This window comes from Exiguobacterium sp. UBA6282, from assembly GCF_002440475.1.
Taxonomy (GTDB): domain Bacteria; phylum Bacillota; class Bacilli; order Exiguobacteriales; family Exiguobacteriaceae; genus Exiguobacterium_A.
Genome location: NZ_DJUM01000030.1, coordinates 67,862 through 90,556, shown reverse-complemented (window position 1 = coordinate 90,556; position 22,695 = coordinate 67,862). Strand labels below are relative to the sequence as shown.

Below are 22,695 nucleotides of genomic sequence, written 5' to 3'. Positions count from 1 at the left end.
CAGATGAGTTTAAGGCAGCGCCTGCGTTGTCATAACTGTTGCGACCATATGTGTTTTTGTAGAAATCATATGTTTTCGCAGCGTTGACATGTGCGCTGACAGCAGCGCGGTCATATGTCGTATTGAATTGGTTATCGAGGTCAGACCAGAGTGTTCCTGGAAGTGTGTTGCGGTTCTTCGCATCATATGTGTAGATGCCTTTACCGCGAGTTGAATCTTGAAGATAGTAGTACGAGCCACTCTTCACTGTATTAAATGATGCGCTCGTGCCAAGAACTGTTGTTCCTGTACCGACTGCATTTGTTCCCGTAACTGTGTTGACTGGCTTCGCATGTGCCAGTTGGTCGAACTTATTAAGTACTTTACCTGAGTTTGCATCGATGAAATATGTCCAGCGTGATGGTTCTTTACCAGCGAGGACTGTCGATGTCACTTTATACGCATAGACTGCATCATTTTTAACAGGATAGATGACGAGTTCTGCTTTTGGAGCGACTTCGAATTCAGAAGCCTTGATTGCTTTTTGGTATAACTTGATTGCTTTCTTTTCAGAAAGAGTTGCTTTTTTCGCGAGACCTGGTTTTCCTTTGACGTTGATCGCATCGTTTACGATTGCTTTCAAAGTACCGTCTTTCGCGACGTTCCCGACGACGACACTACCAAAGACAGGGACGCCATCCACTTCTTGTTGGAGACGTACGATTTGTGAAGATCCGTCTTTTTCGACATTCTGAACAGCAAAGTCACCTTTTTTGTTCACGAAATCTTTAACGATTGTTGCAGCTGGTTCTGACGAAGCTTTCGTGAGTTTACCAGCTTGAAGACCTTCTGCACCTACGACCGTAGGAACAACAAGTACACTTGCGACAAGCGATGTAGCGAGAAACTTTTTCAAAATAAATCGCCTCCTTGTTTGGGTTGAGTCTAACTATGCCAAAGAATTAAGAAAGCGAGAATAAGTCATTCGAATTAAATCGAATTTTCTGAATATAGTCCGTAGTACCTGTACTGAATTATTAAGTATGAAAGATATTTCAACGCAAAAAAAAAGAACCATTCAAGCGAATGGTTCAACGAATCCGTTGGTAGAGATGGTGGACATCATCTCGTGTCTCATCAATCTTAAAGTCATTAGGATCAAGTTCAATCCCTTGTTTCGAGGCAAAACGTTGAATTTTTTCGAAGGACTTCCAAATTTCGATATCAGGTCCTTCATGTTTCCAAAAAATATAACGTGCAGCAGGAATACGGTGACCTTTCATTCCTTTTGGAATATCGTCGAGTGACGAGACCGGATACCCGACACATTGCGAGTATTTGGTTCCGTTTCGTTCGAGTGAGATATCGAGCGGATAGCTATCTGGTTTTGCAGGAATCTCATGTGAGCGTCTTGAAAATTCACGCCAGAGTTCCGGCATTAACGTATGCAATTCGTTTTCTTCACATGTTAGTCCAAGACCAACAAAATAAAATTCATGACGTTCCACGATTTTAGGATGCATGAGAAACTCCTTTCCGTACTTACGACACGTCTTCAATCGGCGAACGTTTCAAGTCTAGAAAAAGACGCGTAAAGGTGGCGTCCCATTGTGTACCCATGCCCTCTTCTAAAATGGATAAAGCTTTTTCCACTGGCATTCCCTTACGATAAGGACGGTCAGATGTCATCGCATCGTAGGCATCAGCAATCGCCATGATCCGACCGAAGAGTGGGATGTCCTCTCCTGCGAGTCCTTCCGGATACCCCTTTCCGTCATAGCGTTCGTGATGGTACTTTACCCCAGGAAGAATTGGTTGTAACGTCTTTGGCAGCTGAACTTGGGATAGAATATGCACACCGATGACCGGGTGTTGCTGAATGATCTGAAATTCTTCGTCAGTCAGGCGACCTTCTTTTAATAACACATCGTCACGAATGCCGATTTTTCCGATATCGTGCAACAAAGCTGATTTGCGTAACAGCTCGATTTGTTCATACGGCAGGTTGGCAGCCGTAGCGATTTCCACTGAATAAGCAGCGACACGAAGCGAGTGTCCTGCCGTATAAGGATCCCGGGCATCAAGTGTTGCGGCAAATAACGTAAACAGACTGTCCAGCAATTGCTCATTCTGTTCATCGCGTTTTTTGATTCCTTCCATCATCAGATTAAAACCAGAGACGAGGTGCGAGAATTCATCAGAATACGGATTTGGTAACGAGACGAGACGATTGTTTTCGACATCTTGAATACCTTGTTGAAGAATCGCAATCGGTTTTCGAATGTTCTCATAAAGAAGAAGACTACAAAACGTCGCGACGGACAAGATGACGATCAGAATAAGCGTCGACCAGCTCCAATAAGAGCGGAGGCTTTCATTTTCCGTTAACTGAACGGCTGAGGCGAGCACGAACAACATGATCGGAAAAACACCGATAATCAATGTGCTGATCAGCATTTTTTGCTTTAACGTGACGACCGTCGTTTTTCTTGGAACATCAAAGCCATGTTCGAAGGCATACTTCTCTAACGTGAGGAGCATATGCTCCGTAACGCGGTAGGTTAGAAAAAATTCAATCAGACCGTGTAAAATCGCGACGAGGACAGCACCAAAACAGGCGAGACCAATCAAGTAGTACGGCATCTTTAACCACTCTTGAGAGATTGCGAGTGCTGTCAGGAGTGATGCGGGAACTGAGAGACCTAAGAAGTGTGGTCCCATGATTCGTTGAACAGTCAGAACCGGAAAGTGATGGGTCGTTTGATAAGCCTCTTGGAAAGAGGCGAGTGAAGGAATCTCGTTTTGGAAGAAGCGTCGTAAGGCACCGATGTGCCGAGAATAAAGCATATATTCGAGTAAAACCATCAGACTGACAGATAAACCCATGATACCCATTAAAATCAACTGTTCATTCCTCGTGAAAGTAAGGGTCTCAAAAATAAACAGACATCCGACGCCGAACACCGCGATGAATGAACCGAGCAGATAGTTTCTTAGTAAGTGGCGTTCAAAACGTTGTAAAGCGCTCATTGTATCCTCCCTTTAGTGAATTAGAGTGCTTTCAGCGTACCGTTTTCTAAAACGGTGGAAGGATGTTTTTTTGAAAAAAAGGTGAAAGAATCTTTTGAAAATCTTTTGAAATTAATACTCAAAAATAGGTATGGTCATAAAGCACTAATTATCTTAAAAAAGATTGATTAAGGAAGTAAAATAAACTAAGATTTGAATATTCAGAAAAGTATAGTAATCTTTTACTTTTCACTACTACATAGGGGGTCAATTCACGTGGGAAAAAAGAAACAGCTTAGCTTAGCCGTACTGTCTGGAATTACGGCAGCTGCTTTTGCTGTCGGTCCGGTCTTACCTGGTGGGCAGGTAAAATCCGTACAAGCAGCAGAAAAAGCAGCCTCTGGTGCACCAATGGATTTAAGCACAGTCGATCAAGACAGATTGTTGAAAGTCTTGGAAAAACGTGGGGTCGTTTCAAAAGCCGCTTCCGTAGAAGCGAAGCAAAAAGCAGTCCAAAAGTATCTTGACCAAAAGGCGAACGGAAAACCAGCTCCTGATCACGCGCATGCATCGGGTAAAGAAGCAGCCTTCGACAAGAAAACAAAGGATTTCTTGACGAAGCAAAAGGAGAAGTTAGCAAAACAGCTGGACAAAAAGCATGATAACTACAAAAAAGGCAATCCGAACGGCTTCGTCAAAGTAGACAAAGCTAAGCAAGCAAAGTATAACGGTACGACACGGACGGACAAGGTATTGGTACTGCTTGTCGAGTACAGTGACTTCGCGCACAATAACGTCGTTCAAGAGCCAGGTTATATGTACGCTAAAGACTTTAACCAAAAGCATTATCAAGATTTGATGTTCGGGGATAAAGAATTTGAACTGTTCAACGGAGAAAAGGTTAAAACGTTCAAGCAGTATTATGAAGAACAATCGGGTGGAAGCTATTCGGTCGATGGGACGGTTTCGAACTGGTTAAAAGTTCCGGGAACAGCTAAGGATTATGGTGCTGATAGTCCAAAAGGCGGAAATGATAACTTGCCAGGAGCAAAAGGGCCGCGTGGACTCGTCAAGGATGCCTTGAATGCTGCCGTCAAGGCAGGCATCAATTTAGCTGAGTACGATCAGTTCGACCAGTATGACTTAGATGGCGACGGTAACTTAAATGAACCAGATGGTCTCGTTGATCACTTGATGATCATTCACGCAGGAACGGGGCAAGAAGCGGGTGGCGGTAAATTAGGGGATGACGCAATCTGGTCGCACCGCTGGACGCTCGATAGCGTTTATCCAGTCGAAAACACGACATCAAACGTTCCGACACGCTGGGGTGGGAAGATGGCAGCTTACGACTATACGATTCAACCTGAGGACGGCGCAGTCGGAGTCTTCGCGCACGAATTCGGACATGACCTCGGACTTCCCGATGAATACGACACGCAATACACAGGTCAAGGGGAGCCAGTCGCTTCTTGGTCCATCATGAGTGGTGGTAGCTGGAATGGTAAAATTGCCGGAACAGAGCCGACGAGCTTCTCTCCGCAAAACAAGGAATTCTTCCAGACAGTCATGGGCGGAAACTGGGCAAACATCCAAACAATCGATTTTGATTCGCTCACGAAAGCTGGAACAGCTTCGTACCTCGATCAGAGTGTCACGAAATCAAAAAATCCAGGGATCATCAAAGTCAATCTTCCACAAAAGCCAGTGAAAGGAATTGCTCCAGCGTTCGGCAAGAAGTACTACTACAGTACAAAAGGGAACGATCTTCATACATCGATGACGTCTCCTGAATTTGATCTGACGAATGCTAAACAAGCAAAATTTGACTTTAAAGCGTACTATGACGTTGAATTCAACTACGATTTCCTGACAGTCACTGCTACAGCCGATGGCCAGTCAAAAGTACTGGAAACGATCGGTAAAAAGGACACGGATGGCGATGAGCGAGCCGATTCTACTAAAGGCGCATGGGTAGATAAATCATACGACCTCAGTGAATTTGCTGGTAAAAAAGTCACGCTGAAATTTGAATATGTCACTGACGCAGGACTCGCGCTTGATGGTTTCGCGCTCGATAATGCTACGCTGACAGTCGATGGTAAAGTCGTCTTTGAAGATGATGCCGAGGGAACACCTAAATTCAAATTAGATGGCTTCGTCGCATCGAACGGCTTCACGTATGCAGATAACGCGTACTACCTTGAATGGCGCAACTATGCAGGTTCGGACAAAGCGCTCGAACATGCACGAGGTGTGAAGTACAACACAGGCCTTGTCGTTTGGTATGGTGATTCTAGCTTTGACGACAACTGGGTCGGTAAGCACCCAGGTGAAGGATTCCTCGGTGTCGTTGATTCGCATCCGGAAGCGATCGTCGGCACGTTGAAAGGACAACCGACGGTTAAGGACAGCACACGTTACCAAATCGCAGATGCTGCTTTCAGTTATGATAAAGCACCTGCATGGCTCATCGATTCGCCATCACGTGGACTTTACGACTATAAAGGTCTTCCAGGTGTGACGAAGTTTGATGATTCAAAATCGTATATCAACCAGTTGATTCCGGATGCAGGGAAATTGCTTCCGAACAATGGATTGAAAATTCAAGTCATCGGTGAAGCAAAAGATAACTCTGCTGGAGCAGTCTGGATCCACCGTTAAAAACAGAAGAACAGGTTCAGTTTCAGCTGAACCTGTTTTTTGTTTGAGTTACGTAGAAGAAGTGGAATCAATTGGAAAAACATTGGTCAGGCAACTTGACTTTTAAAGCGCATCCATTTTATACTTACGTTAGCTTAATATTGTTATTGTCATTACGGATTCACATCGTGTCACGAACAATCTTTTCGTTGCTCCATGTATTTCGGGACAATAATGAATTCCTTTCATATGCTCAGCATATGTATTAAGTAATTTATTTTTGGAGGTTGTTCCCATGAACACAGGTAAAGTAAAATGGTTTAACGCAGAAAAAGGTTTCGGTTTCATCGAAGTTGAAGGCGGAGAAGACGTATTCGTACATTTCTCAGCAATCACTGGTGAAGGCTTCAAAACACTTGACGAAGGTCAAGAAGTTGAGTTCGAAATCACTGAAGGCGCACGTGGAGCACAAGCTGCTAACGTCGTAAAACTTTAATTTCAACTATTCAATCGTCCCTTTTCGGAGGGGCGGTTTTTTATTAGACTAATATCTTGAATTCAAGATATTAGTGCGTTATACTTCAATTACCAAATCATTTACAGGGAGTGACGAAGATGGAGCTACTTGGAATTCATCATGTATCAATCTTAACAGGCATGGCAGAGCGAAATTATCAATTTTATACGAAAGTACTCGGAATGCGTTTGATTAAAAAAACAGTAAATCAAGATGACACGACATCGTATCATTTGTTTTATGGAGATGCGGAAGGGAATCCTGGAACAGATTTGACGTTTTTCGATATTCCACATCTTGGAACGGGTGTACCAGGAGCATCGAGTATTTCTTCGACATCTCTTCGTGTCAAAACAACAGCCGCTCTTCAATTTTGGAAAAAACGGTTTGAGGAAAAGGACGTTGAGCATGACGAAATCATTGAGCGTGCTGGACGACAGACACTGGCGTTTCGTGATCAGGAAGGAACGCGTTTGATTCTTGTCGCGGAAGATGGCGAAGTAGGTGTCGCAGGCGGTGTCCCATGGCCGCAAGAAGAGATTCCTTCTGAACATGCCATTGTTGGACTTGGAGCCGTGACATTGACGGTTAACGATCCGACACTAACGGTCCGCGTGCTGACGGAAGTGATGGGTTTCCGGAACGTTGGTCGCTATCCTTCACTAGCAGGTGACTTTGCTCCAATCGAAGTCTATGCGACAGGAGAAGGGGGAATCGGAGCAGAAGTCCACGTCGAAGCGCGTCCAGACCTTGATCGGGAACGTTTAGGTCGTGGTGGTGTGCACCATGTCGCGTTCCGTGTACCGAACAGTGAGGAGTACGAGAAGTGGGTCGAACGTCTGAATGCTTATCACTTACCGAACTCCGGTAAAGTCGATCGTCACTATTTCCAAGCCCTTTACTTCCGGGAACCGAATCATATCTTATTTGAACTCTCGACAGATACACCAGGATTTGCGACGGATGAGTCGGTTGAAACATTAGGGGAGACACTTGCGTTACCTCCGTTTCTTGAGCCAAAACGAGCTGCCATCGAAGCTCGGTTACGACCACTCGAAATCTGACAATCCTGTGACACAGGTCACAGATGGATCGTCCATCCCGTATACTAAGAGCAGGAATCAGGAAAAAGGAGTGACGGGATGTTAAGAACTACGCTTGGGCAATTCCGGATGATTGCGATATTAGAAGGAATTTCGTTTTTAGTCTTACTGTTGATTGCGATGCCGTTGAAATATATGGCGGACATTCCACAAGCAGTTTCGGTCGTTGGTGCACTTCACGGTGTCTTATTCGTCATGTACGCGATCTGGCTCGCCGTTGTGAAATTCAAATACGATTGGTCGATCATCAAGGCGGGTATTGCGTTCATCGCATCATTCATCCCGTTCGGCACGTTCATACTCGACCGGAAGTTAAAACAGGAAGCAACAAACGCGTAAATTGTGTATACTGAATAGAGCACGGCTGTGGATAACTGTTTTTGTCTATGCGAAGCAGGTTATCCACAGCTTTTTTCTGTGGATAATTTTTAGGAGGATATATTATGTCAACATTTGAAACATTACACATCAGTGATCTGTGGATAAAAAAATTACAAAAACAAGGCATCAAGGAGCCGACACCGATTCAAGAACAAGCGATTCCATCATTACTTGACGGACGCGACTTGATTGGACAGGCACAAACCGGAACAGGAAAAACACTAGCGTTCCTCTTACCGATTCTTGAGCAAATCGATGTCGAATCGCAAACGGTCCAAGCATTGATCGTCGCACCGACTCGCGAACTCGCGCGTCAAATTGCAGATGAGACCCATAAGCTGATTCGCAATACGGAACAGTACCGTGCTCTTGCAGTATATGGCGGGCAAGACGTCTTTAAACAGATTCAACGACTCGGACGGATGCCACAAATCATCATCGGAACACCAGGACGGATTCTCGATCATGTCGGTCGCGGCACACTAGACTTAAGCGAATTACGTACACTCGTCTTAGATGAGGCGGACCAAATGCTTCAAATCGGTTTCTTGCCAGAAATTGAAGATATCATCGAGGCAGCACCTGTTGATCGCCAGTTCGTCATGTTATCAGCAACGATGCCACCTAAAGTAGAGGAACTGGCGAAAACGTATTTGCGTAACCCAGTCGAAGTGCAGGTAGAAGCGGAAAGCATCACTGTAGAAGCGATCGAGCAGTTCGTCGTCGAGACGACGGATCGTCGCAAGCAGGCGACACTACGGACGATGCTTGACGAGATGCGTCCATATGCAGCCATCATTTTCTGCCGTACGCAACGTCGTGTCAGTAAATTAAACGAAGAAATGCAGATGCAAGGGTATCCGACGGATGAACTGCATGGTGGGTTGACGCAAGGGAAAAGAGAAAAGGCAATGGCGAAGTTCTATCAAGGAAAAACACAATTCCTGATTGCAACAGACGTCGCTTCCCGTGGTCTCGATGTGACAGGTGTGACACACGTCTTCAACTACGATTTACCGGACGATGCCGAAAGTTATGTTCACCGGATCGGTCGGACAGGACGTGCTGGGAACGATGGAATTGCCGTCTCGATCGTGACGCCGAAAGATGGTCGGACGTTCCGTGATATGGAACGTGAATTGAACATCTCGGTCACGCCAATCGTCGTCGAATTGTCTGAAGAGGCGATTCGCGCACAGCACGACCAGAGTAAAGGATCACGGAAGACGACAGAAGGACGTGGAAACACACGTCGTTCGAATAACCGTCGCCCGGGACGCGCACATCGTAAATAAACAGAAACAAGATAAAAGAGCCGGTCCATTTTCTCTGAAAAAGAGAAAATGAACCGGCTCTTTTTTATTTAGCATATACCATCTGACCACCAAGATGACCGGTATAAGCAAGTAATCCACTACCGACGATGGCAACGACAAAACTGAGTAATAAAAACATTTTTTTGTTTGAGCGGTAACCCAATAACAAAAATAACAGCGAGACACCAAAGGCAACAAGGCTGAACAACGCGAAATGCTCATGATTTTCGATAGCAGCATGGGTAACGCTACTTAAGTTCGCTTCCGCATACTCTTCTGCTCCGTCTCCAGACAAATAGGCGGCGACCCCAGAAATCAGACCAACGACTAGCGTAAAGAGGGCGAACAATTTGAATTGCGTCCATTTCAGACTGACGAGTAACAATAACGTTGCGAATAATAAAAGTGCGATCGGTGCATGGACAAGAAGTGGATGAAGCGGTACGTTTCCCAACATATCAAAGACCTCCTTAGGTAAGTATGATAAAGAATAATTTCACTTTACCCTGCTTATCTGACAGCTAACTGACACCGTTTTAAAGAGTTGGGAAATGAATGATGAAGCGTGTGCCTTCACCTAATGTTGAATCAATAGAAATCGTACCGCCATGTTGATCGACAATCGATTGAGCAATCGATAAGCCGAGGCCCGTACCTGTTCCGTGACGTGAATGATCCCCCCGGTAAAAACGCTCGAATATTTTAGTTTGTTGATCGGAAGCGATACCGATCCCACGGTCCTGTATCGTCAACTGGCGTTCTGTAGTAGTTTCTTCGAGGGAGACATCAATGACTTTATCGCTGTAGACAAGAGCATTCTCAAGAAAGACCGTCAATAAGCGATTCAATTGATGGGCATCCCCTTTCATGTGTAAGTCAGGCGCGATCGAAGCGTGGATGATGCGATCCGAGTAGGCATGCTGAAAACGTTCGACGGTCTTTTGAACGAGTGAACTAAGGTCAACTTCCTGTTTCGGTGAAAGTTGTCCTTCTCGCGCAAGCAATAGTAAATCAGAGACTAAATACTGCATGCTTGCCGTTTCTGCTTTGATATCCTCTAGAATCGTTCGTCCTTCATTCGAAAGTGATTCCGCTTCTAGCAATTCAATCCCGCTGTAGACGATTGTCAAAGGTGTCCGTAGTTCATGTGAAGCATCGGACGTAAAACGACGTTGGCGATCGAATGCTTGTTGCACCGGTATGACGGCTCGACCAGCGAGGATGTATCCGACTAGTGTCAGGACAATCGTTGCGAGAACCGCAATCCCCGCAAGAACGGCAATCAATCGCTGTAAGGTATCTTCTGTCGGAGAGATGTCCTTCATCAGCAGTAGTCGTCCTTCTTCGGTACTCCGTTGATACAGTAAGAAGTGTCGATCATCCCAGTCCACTTGTTTCGTCGTATCATCTGACCTTAAAAAACGACGCAGTGTTTTGGACTCGACGTCTGGCGGCAGACTTTCATAGCGTTCGTTTCCTGAATCATCGAGTAACTGAAAGTAGATCGGATTTTGGATGAATTGATCTTCTCCGTGCTCGATCCGTTCGAAGATATCGCGATCAGATACGCCCTTCAATTGATTCAATTCCATTCGATTCAGCAATTGAGCGTTCGTGACATACACACCAATCAGGATGAGGACTAGTACAAAAAAGAACGAACCACTGAATAATAACGTCAGTCGTTTTCGAATCGAGTCAAGCATGTGGATCACCTAATCGATAACCGAATCCGCGAACTGTCCGGATCAAATTAGGAGCACCGACCGCATCTAGTTTTTTTCGAACAAGTCGGACGAGCGCATCGAGCGCGTTATCCGTAATATCCGCACCGATGCCCCACACGACTTCGATGATTAATTCACGACTCATCACCTGTTCAGGTCGTCTTAGGAGCAAAGAAAGGAATTCGAATTCACGTCGTGTTAAATCAATCGGATGGTGTTCATAGGAAATCGTTTGTGAGGACAGATCAAGGACTAGTCCATTGAAGGTGACCGTCGACACGAATGCCTTTTGTTGACGACGACTGAGCGCGCGCAGTCGTGCCAAAAGTTCATTTGATTGAAACGGTTTGACGAGATAGTCATCCGCTCCACTATCAAGACCATGGACGAGATCAATTTCCGTATCGCGAGCAGTCAGCATCAAGATGCCGCCTTCAAACTGTTCTTGGCGTAAGGTAGCGGCGACTTCGACTCCGCTCTTGCGAGGCATCATCCAATCGAGAACGAGTAAGTCATAGCGATACGTCTGACATTGGAGGAGCGCCTCCACTCCATCCCGTGCAACATCTACCTGATATCCTGCCCGCTCCAAATGGAGGCGTAACATCTTCGCAAGACGCTGATCATCTTCTGCTACCAAAACGCGCATGCACATCGCTCCTCTTTTTTTCTCATTATCCCATAGTTGCCGTCAGTTAGTTGTCAGTTTTTTTCGATACAGTAAACGTAACAAGAAGGGAGAGGAAACAGATGAAACCAAAACCATTTGCGAAATGGCTCGTCGGGCTTAGTAGTTCCGTCTTCATCGGACTTGCGATTGGTCAGTTGAGTGTCAGTTCGAGCGATTCCTCGACGACACCTGTTTCGACAGGCGATACGTATTCGAATGATACGACATTACCATCCCAAGGAAATCAATATAGCGATGATGAAGACGAATATGGAGAAGATGATGGATATTACGAAGATGATGATGGTCAATGGCAGGGCGACGAATCGTCTGGATTCAGTCAACCAGGTGGGTCGAGTGACGGTCAGTCCAGTCATTCGAGGTAAGGAGGAGGAAAATGGAGCGACAATTGTATGCGATGCATAATCAGGTGCGATTCGTGACGGATCAGCCGATTGATGAAGCCGAGTGGGAGGAACTCATCCGTTTCTTTCATTACGTCGATCGACAGTGGTCACGCTTTGAAGATCAAAGTGAGGTTAGTCGATTGAATCGTTTGCGGATCGGGGACATGATATCGGTGTCCTTACCGTTAGCCCGCTTACTGGCACGCGCCACACGATACTTCGAACAGACGGAACATTATTTTTCTCCGTTTCTGCTAGCTCAACAACAAGCTAATGGTTACCGGCAATCGTTTCCGTTCACGCAAGCCATCGCTTATGAAGAAACGGCTCCACCGGAAATCGCACCATTCATCATTGAAGGATGCGACGTGACTCGAGTCGGAGGCGGCTTTATCGATCTAGGTGGAATCGGAAAAGGTGCTGCCGCGATGATCGCGGCGCAACGCCTACGAAAAACCTGGAACCGTGGACTGATTGAAGCGGGAGGTGACGTCATCGTCTGGTCTGAGGAGAAACCATGGAATATCACAATTACGCATCCCGAGACCGAACAACGCGTCGCTGATGTGCAATTACGACAAGGTGCGATTGCGACATCGAACCGTGTCTATCGATCGTGGAAGACGAACGGACAGACGCATCATCATTTGTTAGATGGACGAACAGGGCGTCCGACGAGGAGTCCGATTCTGCAAGCGACGGCGTCTGCTCCACAACTCTATGAAGCGGAAGTCATGACAAAGCTTGCCTTTCAGATGACAGAAGCAGAACGTCAAGAAAAATTGTTTCGTTGGTTTCCGAAAGGACGATTACTGATTTTAGACACTACAGGAGAATGGCGAAGCGAACAGAAAGGAGTGAGTGAGATATGGACTGGATGAAATGGTTGTTCTCGACATGGACGATGATTCGCTTGAGTGGCTTAAGCGGACACTTCTTCATGACGATTTCAGTCCTAGCAGGATTGCTTGGTTCCTACCCGGCTCTCAAAAAGCAAAAAGCACGATTGCATCACGTGCACTTATATAGTGGTTGGGCAGGATTGCTCGCAATCGTCCTCCATGCGACGCTCATCATTGTGGATACGTACGCACCACTGACAATCTTCGAGGTCTTGATTCCAGGACAAGCTTCCTATGAACCGCTTTGGAATGCATTTGGAACGATCAGTCTCTACTTATTCGGGTTCGTTCTCGTGACTTCGGATTTCTTGAAGGAGACGCTAGGCAAGACGCTTTGGAAATTGACACACTGGCTTGTTTTACCTGCCTGGCTATTGATGACGGCACATGGTCTTTTCATCGGTACAGATACCGGAACACTATTTACGACGGTTTGGTACGCTGTCTCGACATTGACGATGTTCACACTTGTTCTGTACCGGATGCGGATCCGTCCTATGCAACGGACTCGAACTTCAGCAAAAGAGCGCTCAGTCGTACACTGAGCGCTCTTTTCATTGTCGGGCGAGCCAAGCTGTCCATTCGTTAAAGGCAGCATCCCGATTCTCAATATAGTTGTGATCACTATCGACGATCGCTTCCTCAAACGGACTGTCCGATACCAATAAGTCATGATGGAGCGCTTTAATCGATGTTTCGTCTCGTTCTGACGTCATGAGCAACATCGAGCGATCGGCTAGACGTTCTTTTAGCGTTAGTAAGTTCCAGGTCGTATGATGGTGCTTTAACTCGTCAAGTAACGCGTCAGCAGTGGCGTCATTTAGGAAAGCAGCTCCTCGCTCGAGAATACCATGAAGCACAGGTTCGTATTCCGGATGTTCGAGGACGAGCTGACCGACGAGTCCAAAATTAAATGGAGAAATCCCGACATAATGTGCAGCCTCCGGTGTCTCAGCAAAAGCATGAAGACCGGCGAACCCACCCATGCTATGACCGACAACGGTAATCTGATCAGCCTTGATACCGTGTTCAGTAGTGAAAGACTTGGAGCAGACGTAACGTAAAGTTGCGGTTGCGTCTTCCAGAACATGTTGGAATCGGAAGGTTCCGGGACTTCCGATCGTTCCACGATATGACGTGACAAGCACATGGTATCCTGCGCTTTGAAGTTGTACTGCCCAGTCCATGTTTAACTGTTTCCCGGGAAATCCGTGAAAGAGGACAATTAATGGAGCATCCTCTGTATGTTCAGGTGAATAGAGGCGGGCAATCAATTGTTCCGAACCACCGCTTGGAACATGTAAATAGGATAAAGTTGCTTTTTTCGTGATCGTTTCCAAAAAAATACGCTCCTTCATAACCATTTTCTAAGTCTTAGTGTGCGTGAAGATGCACAATCATGCAATGATTAAGTGTATGAACTAAAAAGATGGGATACCCGTCTGGGCATCCCATCTTTTGTAAAGCATGGCTTAGAATACTTTTGTCGTCCATGATTCACAGTTCCATAAGTCTGTTGCAACAGCTTCATAGAATTCTGGTTCGTGTGAGATTAAGAGGACGGTTCCTTTGTACTCTTGTAACGCACGTTTTAATTCTTCTTTTGCTTCGACGTCCAAGTGGTTCGTCGGCTCATCGAGTACGAGGATGTTCGATTCCGTGTTCATCAATTTACAAAGACGGACCTTCGCTTTTTCTCCACCGCTGAGTACTTCGATTTTCGATTCGATGTGTTTCGTCATCAAACCACACTTCGCGAGCATGGCGCGGACTTGCTGTTGTGTCAGAGACGGGAACGTATTCCAGATCTCTTCGATACACGTATTCGAGTTCTTCTCTTTGACTTCTTGCTCGAAGTACCCGATATGCAAGTTCTCTCCCCGCTCAACGACACCCGAGACAGCCGGGATTTCACCGAGTAAACTCTTGAGCAACGTCGATTTCCCGATTCCGTTCGCACCGTGCAAGGCGATCTTCTGTCCGCGTTCGATCGTCAAATCAAGAGGACGAGACAGTGGCTCATCGTATCCGATGACAAGACCTTTTGCTTCGAACATCAATTTACTTGGTGTCCGTGCTTGGAGGAAGTGGAACTCTGGTTTTGGCCGTTCCTGTGCGAGTTCGATGACATCCATCTTATCAAGCTTTTTCTGACGTGACATCGCCATGTTCCGTGTCGAGACACGCGCCTTGTTCCGGGCAACGAAATCCTTCAACTCAGAGATTTCCTGCTGTTGACGCTTGAATGCAGACTCAAGTTGTTTTTTCTTCGCTTCGTGGATCGTGACGAAGTTGTCGTAGTCACCGACATAACGGTTCAATTCTTGATTTTCCATATGATAAATCAAGTTGATGACGCTATTGAGGAATGGAATATCGTGCGAAATCAAGATGAATGCATTCTCATATTCATTTAAATAGCGTTTTAACCACTCGATATGCTGGACATCGAGATAGTTGGTCGGCTCATCAAGTAAGAGAATATCTGGTTTTTCAAGAAGGAGTTTCGCAAGCAGAATTTTCGTCCGTTGTCCACCACTGAGCTCCTGTACATCCCGGTCAAGTCCGATTTCATCGAGACCAAGACCGCGTGCGATTTCTTCGACTTTTGCATCAATCGTATAGAAGTCGTTATTTGTCAAAATGTCTTGCAAGACACCGACTTCTTCGAGCATTTTTTCGAGTTCTTCTGGCTCGACTTCGCCCATTTTACCGTACAAATCATTGATTTCCTGTTCGATATCGAACATGTACTGGAATGCACCTTTGAGAGCATCCCGAATCGTTAATCCTTTTTCAAGGACAGCGTGCTGGTCTAAATAGCCGACGCGCACATGCTTCGCCCATTCAACTTTCCCTTCATCCGGCTCAAGTTGCGACGTAATGATATTCATGAACGTCGATTTCCCCTCACCGTTCGCACCAACGAGACCGATGTGCTCGCCTTTTAACAGGCGGAAGGAGACATTTTCGAAAATGGCGCGGTCACCGAATCCGTGACTTAAGTTAGATACCGTTAAAATACTCATAATTGCTCCTTATTTCATGAATTCCTGTGACTTAGACGCCTGTCCGTTTTTTCTGGTTATTCGCTTTTTTCGTCTGTTGGCTCGTCAATTGTTTCGTTTGTGTTCCTTGTAAGCCAGTCGGACGTTTAGTTTGCGCTTGTTTTTTTGCTTTCAAGCGCTCGATCATTGCCTCTTGCAATGATAGTTTTTTTGGTTGTTCACTCATGTTCGTTCACCTCGATTGATTCGTTCTTACCTTCTAGTATGCCAAAAAAAACGTCTCTTGGAAATGAAGAGACTCGATTTTACATCTCAAAGTGTATCTGCAAGATAGACGACATAACAATTCCGATCGATATCAATTTCACAGCTGTCACGCTCAAAAATACCGTGTCCTTCGACTTCAATCTTGTCTTTGATCAAAAAACGCATCGCTTGGATGTGATTTGGAACCGTTGATGTCTTTAAAAGCGGTTGGGCGCTGTCGGATAGATACTGTCTGAATTCAATATGAATTTGATGCGGTGGATAAACACGTTCTTCCGTCGCACGCGGTGATGCTTTGATGTGGTCGACAATCAATTGATCGTATTCACCTGCCATCTCATTGGAACGAAGCTCGTATTGATGTCCTTCGATGATATGGAATTCGCAGAGTTGGTGGGCGATGATTTCTTCCGGTTCGATCGCATAACGATCATATTGATAGATCGGCTGGAATTCACTATTTTCTTCAACATAGTAGGCAAGTGACATGCGTAAATCCTCCTTTTCATTCTATAGATACTATTACCACATTTTGATAAAAAAAGTTCCGGCAGAACAAAGAAACTTTTCTCTTCGAAAAAGCGTATACTATCCATAACGAGAGTAAAAGGAAAGGGGACTGAGAAGGTGAATTGGATGAAACAAGCTACACTAGCTGCGACACTGTTGATCGGAACGACATTAAGTGGGTGTGGATCGGATGATGCGCGAGCGGAACGACCAGATGATCCGGATTGTGATGACTATGAATATGATAACGATGAAGGTGTCTGGTACTGTGATGATAGTTCGTCGACTCATTCAGGCTACTATTACTGGGGTGGTAGTTATTTCGCTTCACGTGCCTTGATGCACAGTGCGATGCGAACGAAAGGATATACGCCGAAATCGAAAAAAGTAAAGAGTTACAATACGAAAACAAAAGGATTCGGAACGGGCTCGTCCTCCGGCTTTTTCGGCGGATGAATAAACGACAGACCTTTTATGGAGACATCGATCGTTTTTGGGATGTGCTAGACGGGGAACCGTACGCTGTCACGGAAATCATGCCGATCTCGGACAAACGAATCGATCAACTGCATATCGCGGCGCAAGAAGTGTATCGGATATTTGAAAAAGTACTTCCGATTCTTCGCTCAATGGATGATCAGGCACTACTTGAACTTGGCTTCCCAGTCGAAAGTCTTGCCTTCTTACGACTCGAGACGATGCGACCGCTGACCGTCATCGGGCGCTTTGATTTCATTGTGACGGCTGATCGCATTTCACTCATGGAATGGAATGCCGATACGCCGACCTTCATTAAGGAAGTATTTGAAGTCAACGATGTCGTAGCAGAGAAACAAGGATTTAAACGTGTCAATGATGGAGAAAACGAATGGCTCAAGGAAGCTGTCCGTCGTGCAATCGAAGCAGCGACATATCGGACGAAGCAGGATCCGCATGTCGTCTTCACTTCACATGGCGACCATATCGAAGATCGGCTGACGTCTGAGTATTTGCAGTCGTTCTGGAGTAGCGCGGTCTATTGTCCGCTTGATGCACTAGAGATTCGCCCGGAAGAGGGCTTGTACGATGAAACAGGTAAAAGAATTGATATTTTATATCGGCAAACCTTTCCAATCGAGATGGCTTTGCTGGACCGGGATGAAGAGGGGCGAAACCTAGGACAGTTATTGTTGCAACTTGTCGAGACGGGGCGGCTAGAAATCATCAATCCACCGTCCGCTTTTTTAATGCAAGCCAAGTCGGTTCTTGCGTTGATCTGGATGTTACACGAAACCAAGCATCCATACTTGAGCGAAATGGATCATACGATGATTGCACGTTATTTTTTACCGACATACTTATCAGAAGATGCATTCATCTCAAGCCGACAACCGTTCGTCAAGAAACCGATCTTTGGACGCGAAGGGGACACTGTAACGGTCCATGACGGACAGGGAGAAGTGCTGCTAAAGAATGAACAGCATACGTTTCTTGATCAACCGGCTGTCTATCAAGCGTATCGAGAATTACCGACGTATCCACTTCAAGAAGAGGGAGACGTCGCGTATATGTACGGTGTTTTTATTTTAGGTGGAAGACCGAGTGCGATTGGTGTACGTGCTGGAGAACGGATTACTGGGAATCGTTCCTATTTCGTACCAATCGGTCGACAGCATGAAGGAGGGAGAAACATATGAGAGCAGCCATTTTAGGAGCATCCGGTCTAGTTGGCCAAGAACTCGTAGACCGTTTGTTGGCAGAAGAGGCATATAGCGAGGTACATGTTCTTGTTCGCCGACCGATACGCCGTTTTCATCCGAAACTTGAAGAATGGGTGATTGATTTTGATCGTGTGACAGAAATCGAATTGCCTGTCGTTGATCACGTCTACTGTGCACTAGGTACGACGATTAAACAAGCAGGCTCGCAAGATGCATTCCGTCTAGTTGATTATACGTATCCGGTTGAACTTGGTCGTGAACTGTTAGATCTCGGTGCGACACGTTTTGCTTTGATTTCAGCTCTTGGTGCCCATCCGAATGCCAAAACCTTCTACAATCGCGTAAAAGGGGATACGGAAAATGGACTACGCGTACTAGGATACGATGCATTACTAATTTTCAGACCTTCGCTCTTGTTAGGAGAAAGAGACGAGTTTCGTTTAGGCGAACAGGCAGCTGCGAAAATTTCGACGGTGTTACGACCGTTATTAAAACGCAGTGCCATCGCTCCGATCGAAGCCGGTCAAGTCGCTGCGGCGATGATTCATGAAACGCTACATGCGCCGCCTGGAATTACGATCATCGAATCAAAACAGATGCAATCTTGAGCAGCCGACTTGTCGGTTGCTCTTTTATTATTCTTGTAATATAAATAATATTTGACTCATCAAATGATTTGCGGTTGAATGGTAAAGTGCTGTCTCATATATAAAAAAAGAAGTGAGACAATTCAGGCAAAACAGTGTATTCGTATCCTATCTGTTTCGTCACGCTTATCGTTTGGGGAAAGCGGGAAAAGATGATGGATTATGCACTTATTCAGGGCAGATGAAAGGAGCCAATCATATGGCAGAGTTTGATCGCGATCAGGTCTATAAGACCGTTCCGCAAAAAGGATTCTTTGGAAATCCGAAAGGGTTATTCACCCTCTTCTTCACCGAGTTTTGGGAGCGTTTCTCCTACTATGGTATGCGTGCCATCCTTATCTTCTATATGTACGACTCAGTCGCAAATGGTGGTCTAGGAATTGACAAGACGACAGCTGCGTCAATCATGGCCGTTTACGGTTCACTCGTCTACATGTCTGGGATCATTGGTGGATGGGTAGCTGACCGTTTGCTCGGTACGTCTCGAACTGTATTCTATGGTGGTATCTTGATAATGCTGGGGCATATCGTTCTTGCTTTACCAGCAGGCATTACGGCACTCTTCGTCTCGATGGGACTCATCGTCATCGGTACCGGTTTCTTGAAACCGAACGTATCGAATATCGTCGGAGATTTGTACAGTAAGACGGATAATCGTCGTGATGCTGGATTTAGTATCTTCTACATGGGGATCAACGCTGGGGCATTCCTTTCACCACTCGTCGTCGGTGAAGTGGCTGACCGTGGTGGGTACCATGCTGGTTTCGCACTCGCCGCCATCGGAATGTTCGCAGGACTTATCGTCTTCGTCCTGACGAAAAAGAAAAACCTTGGTCAAGCAGGTACGTATGTCTTAAACCCATTAAAAGGGGACGAGAAAAAACGCTTCATCACGATTGCGTCGATCGTTGTCGTCGTCATTGCGGTTCTCGGTGTCATTGCATCGATGACAGGATTGTTGACGATTTCTCGCTTTACCTTGATGGTCACGATTCTCGGAATCTTGATTCCAATCGCCTATTTCACAGTCATGCTTCGTAGTCCAAAGATTACAGATGACGAACGATCGCGCTTGATTGCTTATATTCCGCTCTTCATCGCAGCAGCGATTTTCTGGGCGATCCAAGAACAAGGTTCATATGTCCTCTCGATCTTTGCAAGTGAACGGACGAACCTTTCATTCTTAGGATTTGAGATTCAACCGGCATTCTTCCAATCGTTGAATCCGCTCTTCATCATCGTATTAGCACCTGTATTTGCAAGCTTCTGGGTCAAGCTAGGGGATCGTCAACCGACGACGATGCAAAAGTTCTCGTTCGGTCTTCTGTTTGCAGGGCTTTCGTTCATCGTCATGACACTACCAGGTATCCTATTCGGTGTTGAAACAACAGTTAGTCCGCTCTGGCTGACGCTCAGCTTCTTCCTCGTCGTCATCGGTGAGCTCTTCTTGTCACCAGTCGGTTTATCGGCAACGACAAAATTGGCGCCGGCAGCCTTCTCAGCGCAAACAATGAGTCTATGGTTCTTGACGAACGCAACGGGACAAGCGGTCAACGCACAAATCGTTAAGTACTATAAAGCGGATACAGAGATTCTATATTTCGGTATCACAGGTATCGTTGCCGTCATCTTCGGATTACTCTTATTCGCTTTCGCACCAAAACTTCAAAAATACATGCGCGGCATTCGTTAAGATATTCAAAAAAGACGCTTTCTCGATCGAGAAAGCGTCTTTTTATTAATCATTCGTCCGGATATGGCGTAAGGCCTCTGCAAGCAAGGCGACTAACGTTCCGAGGACGAGACCGTTCGACATCAGTGTCGTCATGAGTGGTGGTAAATCGGCCGTTGCTTCTTTCGGTAACAACAACGCACCGATGCCGACGAGAACTGGAAGACCAACTGTGATCATCGCTGTTTGACGATTCAAATCGCGAGCCGCTTCCGTGACGCCGATGATTGCCATGCCGGCAACGATCGGGGCGACCATCGCATAACCAACAGCGACAGGGATTTTAGCAATCAAACCGACGAACGGTGTCACGATACTGAGGAAGAGACACGTGATATTCGCATAAACGAACGCTTTGCGGTCCGTATTATCCGTTGAGGCGATGAATCCAGCCGTTCCGGAAATAGCAACAGGACCCACTGTACCGAACAGACCGGCGAAGAGTTGTCCGATACCAGCCGTGATACCAGCCGTTCCGACTTGTCCTTTGACCGTTTCTCCGCGCTTCGCACTGATGATTCGTTCAATGACCTTGATGTTCGCTAAGACGTTCGTCATCAAGAGTAACGAGATGATGATAGCAGTCGGTAATAGGCTCCAATCGATATGAATACCGCCGAATGGTAATAGGCTCGGTAAAGTGAACAGTGGACCATCAAAGCTCGGCATCTCAGCACGTCCGATCAGTGCGAACATACTCCAACCGACGAGTAGTGTAATCAATAAAGCATATTGTCGTAAGCGATCACTGCGTTCTAAATAGAGCGAGATCAAGACGGTCAGAATCGAGATGACGGCAGGTAATGCTTGAATCCGTCCGTCTTCGATATTCAACAATCCTTTCATGACGGATCCCGACAGCTGTGCCGACAGCAATAACATATAAACACCAATGACTTGTGGAGTGAAGAGCGGAACTAAGCGTCGTAAGACACCTGTCACCGTCAAGATGATACAGATGATTCCGCTGAGTAAGAGTAAGAATCCGAGCGATTGTAGCGTGTTCGAATAACTGCCGTACAGCGTGACACCAATCGATGAATAGAGAGCGAATACTCCCCACCAAATTCCAGCAGGACCTTCCATGATTGGAAGACGGTGTCCGAGTAGGACTTGAAATAGACTTAAGATGGCAAATACGAATAGACAACGAGATAAAAAGGAAAGCGTCTCGGCACCCGAGAGTTCAAACGATGCTGCGATGGCAAGGGGTGGGGCAATGTTGGTACAGATGATGAATAAAAACCATTGAATCGTAGACACAAGGGTACGCGGCAAAACGTAAATCTCCTTTCGAAAAAACAATAGTGACTTTATCTTAAACCAATTCATGAAAAAGAGATAGGGATGCTTACAATGACTGAAAATTCTATCATTTGTTTTCATATGTGATTTAACACATAATAATGGGATAACGCTATAGGGAGGGAATGACATGAAAAAATGGAGTAAACGAATCCTTGGAACGATTGTTGCAGTACTTGCGCTACTTGTATTTGCCTTTATGATTTGGGCACAATTCGATTATGACGCTTCGCAGCAAGCGGCGTCTTACGTGGAGACGGAAACACCACGTGAAGTCACGTTTGGAAAAGAGACGAGTGACGTCGGATTCATCTTTTATCAAGGGGCAAAAGTCGATGCAGCTGCTTACAGTTATTATGGTAATCAACTAGCGAAAGATGGACATTTTGTCATCATACCGAAGCTACCGTTTCGGATTGCCTTGCTCGATGCAAACGAAGGACTCGATATCGTCGAGGAATATCCGCAGGTCAAAAAGTGGTATTTGATCGGGCATTCACTAGGTGGAAGCGCGGCTTCGACAATCGTCGAACAACATTCGAAGATTAAAGGAATCATCTTCCTCGCATCCTATCCGATTGATTCGATTGATGTGCCCTCACTAACGGTCTATGGTGGACAAGATGGTGTCTTACCAATCGCTGATATCGAAAAAAGTAAGCAGAATGTTCGAAAAGATGCGGTATTCCATGAAATCAAACAAGGAAATCATGCGAACTTTGGTATGTATGGACCACAAAAAGGGGACAACAGGAGCCCATTGACGTCAAAAGAGCAACAAGATGAGGTGTTAGACGAAATCAAACAATTTATCGATATGCCTTGATCGATTCTTTAGGAAGAAACGATTCATCAACCAAACGAAAAAGACG

General features: G+C 45.8%; 24 protein-coding genes. 13 read left to right on the top strand and 11 right to left on the bottom strand.

The window, feature by feature from the left end; all coding sequences use genetic code 11:
- The 3 genes from B2751_RS09375 to B2751_RS09365 form a co-directional block, all read right to left on the bottom strand.
- Window positions 1–895, bottom strand: an 895-nt coding sequence (locus B2751_RS09375) for a PepSY domain-containing protein (protein WP_290774414.1), incomplete at its 3' end; no start/stop codon positions are given.
- Between the two features lie 175 nt (window positions 896–1,070).
- Window positions 1,071–1,502, bottom strand: coding sequence for a GyrI-like domain-containing protein (locus B2751_RS09370; protein ID WP_290774412.1), 432 nt, complete (start codon window positions 1,500–1,502; stop codon window positions 1,071–1,073).
- 19 nt (window positions 1,503–1,521) lie between these two features.
- Window positions 1,522–3,009 carry an HD domain-containing phosphohydrolase gene (locus B2751_RS09365; RefSeq protein ID WP_290753592.1) on the bottom strand — a complete coding sequence of 496 codons (1,488 nt, stop codon included), beginning with the start codon at window positions 3,007–3,009 and terminating at the stop codon, window positions 1,522–1,524.
- 255 nt (window positions 3,010–3,264) lie between these two features.
- On the opposite strand from B2751_RS09365, the gene B2751_RS09360 reads away from it, so the two are divergent.
- From B2751_RS09360 to B2751_RS09340, 5 genes are all read left to right on the top strand, one after another.
- Window positions 3,265–5,652, top strand: coding sequence for an immune inhibitor A domain-containing protein (locus B2751_RS09360; RefSeq protein WP_035411939.1), 2,388 nt, complete (start codon window positions 3,265–3,267; stop codon window positions 5,650–5,652).
- Between the two features lie 274 nt (window positions 5,653–5,926).
- Window positions 5,927–6,127, top strand: coding sequence for a cold-shock protein (locus B2751_RS09355; RefSeq protein ID WP_023469752.1), 201 nt, complete (start codon window positions 5,927–5,929; stop codon window positions 6,125–6,127).
- Window positions 6,128–6,246: 119 nt separating this feature from the next.
- The gene (locus B2751_RS09350; protein ID WP_035411942.1) at window positions 6,247–7,212 is read left to right on the top strand and encodes a ring-cleaving dioxygenase; all 966 of its coding nucleotides are present in this window, start codon (window positions 6,247–6,249) and stop codon (window positions 7,210–7,212) included.
- Window positions 7,213–7,290: 78 nt separating this feature from the next.
- On the top strand, window positions 7,291–7,590 hold the full coding sequence (locus tag B2751_RS09345; RefSeq protein ID WP_035411945.1) for a DUF3817 domain-containing protein: 300 nt from the start codon (window positions 7,291–7,293) through the stop codon (window positions 7,588–7,590).
- A gap of 104 nt (window positions 7,591–7,694) precedes the next feature.
- Complete coding sequence (locus B2751_RS09340) at window positions 7,695–8,927, top strand: DEAD/DEAH box helicase (RefSeq protein ID WP_023469749.1); 1,233 nt, start codon at window positions 7,695–7,697, stop codon at window positions 8,925–8,927.
- Window positions 8,928–8,991: 64 nt separating this feature from the next.
- Here B2751_RS09340 and B2751_RS09335 read toward each other — a convergent pair whose 3' ends face one another.
- The 3 genes from B2751_RS09335 to B2751_RS09325 all read right to left on the bottom strand — a co-directional run bounded on the left by B2751_RS09335 (window position 8,992) and on the right by B2751_RS09325 (window position 11,324).
- Window positions 8,992–9,405 carry a DUF2231 domain-containing protein gene (locus B2751_RS09335; RefSeq protein WP_214856704.1) on the bottom strand — a complete coding sequence of 138 codons (414 nt, stop codon included), beginning with the start codon at window positions 9,403–9,405 and terminating at the stop codon, window positions 8,992–8,994.
- A gap of 79 nt (window positions 9,406–9,484) precedes the next feature.
- Window positions 9,485–10,654, bottom strand: coding sequence for a sensor histidine kinase (locus B2751_RS09330; RefSeq protein WP_290774409.1), 1,170 nt, complete (start codon window positions 10,652–10,654; stop codon window positions 9,485–9,487).
- A complete protein-coding gene (locus B2751_RS09325; protein ID WP_035411955.1) occupies window positions 10,647–11,324 on the bottom strand; it encodes a response regulator transcription factor in 678 nt (225 codons plus the stop codon). The genes B2751_RS09330 and B2751_RS09325 overlap by 8 nt, the downstream gene beginning before the upstream one ends.
- 101 nt (window positions 11,325–11,425) lie before the next feature.
- Between B2751_RS09325 and B2751_RS09320 the strand changes: the two genes are divergently transcribed.
- From B2751_RS09320 to B2751_RS09310, 3 genes are read left to right on the top strand one after another with little or no spacing between them, the layout of a single operon-like run.
- The gene (locus B2751_RS09320) at window positions 11,426–11,731 is read left to right on the top strand and encodes a hypothetical protein (RefSeq protein WP_035411958.1); all 306 of its coding nucleotides are present in this window, start codon (window positions 11,426–11,428) and stop codon (window positions 11,729–11,731) included.
- 11 nt (window positions 11,732–11,742) lie between these two features.
- Complete coding sequence (locus tag B2751_RS09315) at window positions 11,743–12,633, top strand: FAD:protein FMN transferase (RefSeq protein ID WP_290774407.1); 891 nt, start codon at window positions 11,743–11,745, stop codon at window positions 12,631–12,633.
- Window positions 12,621–13,199, top strand: a complete 579-nt coding sequence (locus B2751_RS09310; RefSeq protein WP_035411965.1) for a hypothetical protein — start codon at window positions 12,621–12,623, stop codon at window positions 13,197–13,199. Before B2751_RS09315 ends, B2751_RS09310 begins: the two co-directional genes overlap by 13 nt.
- A gap of 9 nt (window positions 13,200–13,208) precedes the next feature.
- Here the strand turns inward: B2751_RS09310 and B2751_RS09305 are convergent, their stop codons facing one another.
- The 4 genes from B2751_RS09305 to B2751_RS09290 all read right to left on the bottom strand — a co-directional run bounded on the left by B2751_RS09305 (window position 13,209) and on the right by B2751_RS09290 (window position 16,418).
- Entirely contained in the window at window positions 13,209–13,994 is a 786-nt protein-coding gene (locus B2751_RS09305) for an alpha/beta hydrolase family protein (RefSeq protein ID WP_290774405.1), read from the bottom strand.
- A 132-nt stretch (window positions 13,995–14,126) separates the two neighbouring features.
- The gene (locus tag B2751_RS09300; protein WP_023469741.1) at window positions 14,127–15,683 is read right to left on the bottom strand and encodes an ABC-F family ATP-binding cassette domain-containing protein; all 1,557 of its coding nucleotides are present in this window, start codon (window positions 15,681–15,683) and stop codon (window positions 14,127–14,129) included.
- A 31-nt stretch (window positions 15,684–15,714) separates the two neighbouring features.
- On the bottom strand, window positions 15,715–15,888 hold the full coding sequence (locus B2751_RS09295; protein ID WP_023469740.1) for a hypothetical protein: 174 nt from the start codon (window positions 15,886–15,888) through the stop codon (window positions 15,715–15,717).
- A gap of 86 nt (window positions 15,889–15,974) precedes the next feature.
- Window positions 15,975–16,418 carry a hypothetical protein gene (locus tag B2751_RS09290; protein ID WP_056064819.1) on the bottom strand — a complete coding sequence of 148 codons (444 nt, stop codon included), beginning with the start codon at window positions 16,416–16,418 and terminating at the stop codon, window positions 15,975–15,977.
- Window positions 16,419–16,565: 147 nt separating this feature from the next.
- On the opposite strand from B2751_RS09290, the gene B2751_RS09285 reads away from it, so the two are divergent.
- The 4 genes from B2751_RS09285 to B2751_RS09270 all read left to right on the top strand — a co-directional run bounded on the left by B2751_RS09285 (window position 16,566) and on the right by B2751_RS09270 (window position 20,479).
- On the top strand, window positions 16,566–16,895 hold the full coding sequence (locus B2751_RS09285; RefSeq protein ID WP_035411974.1) for a hypothetical protein: 330 nt from the start codon (window positions 16,566–16,568) through the stop codon (window positions 16,893–16,895).
- Window positions 16,892–18,115: a glutathionylspermidine synthase family protein gene (locus B2751_RS09280; RefSeq protein WP_290774403.1), complete on the top strand. Its 1,224-nt coding sequence runs from the start codon at window positions 16,892–16,894 to the stop codon at window positions 18,113–18,115. Before B2751_RS09285 ends, B2751_RS09280 begins: the two co-directional genes overlap by 4 nt.
- A complete protein-coding gene (locus tag B2751_RS09275; protein WP_035411980.1) occupies window positions 18,112–18,747 on the top strand; it encodes a hypothetical protein in 636 nt (211 codons plus the stop codon). The genes B2751_RS09280 and B2751_RS09275 overlap by 4 nt, the downstream gene beginning before the upstream one ends.
- Before the next feature lie 238 nt (window positions 18,748–18,985).
- Window positions 18,986–20,479, top strand: a complete 1,494-nt coding sequence (locus B2751_RS09270; RefSeq protein WP_035411982.1) for a peptide MFS transporter — start codon at window positions 18,986–18,988, stop codon at window positions 20,477–20,479.
- 45 nt (window positions 20,480–20,524) lie between these two features.
- Here the strand turns inward: B2751_RS09270 and B2751_RS09265 are convergent, their stop codons facing one another.
- Window positions 20,525–21,796: a purine/pyrimidine permease gene (locus B2751_RS09265; protein WP_056064828.1), complete on the bottom strand. Its 1,272-nt coding sequence runs from the start codon at window positions 21,794–21,796 to the stop codon at window positions 20,525–20,527.
- A 157-nt stretch (window positions 21,797–21,953) separates the two neighbouring features.
- Between B2751_RS09265 and B2751_RS09260 the strand changes: the two genes are divergently transcribed.
- Entirely contained in the window at window positions 21,954–22,649 is a 696-nt protein-coding gene (locus B2751_RS09260; protein ID WP_290774401.1) for an alpha/beta hydrolase, read from the top strand.
- Window positions 22,650–22,695: the final 46 nt, after the last annotated feature.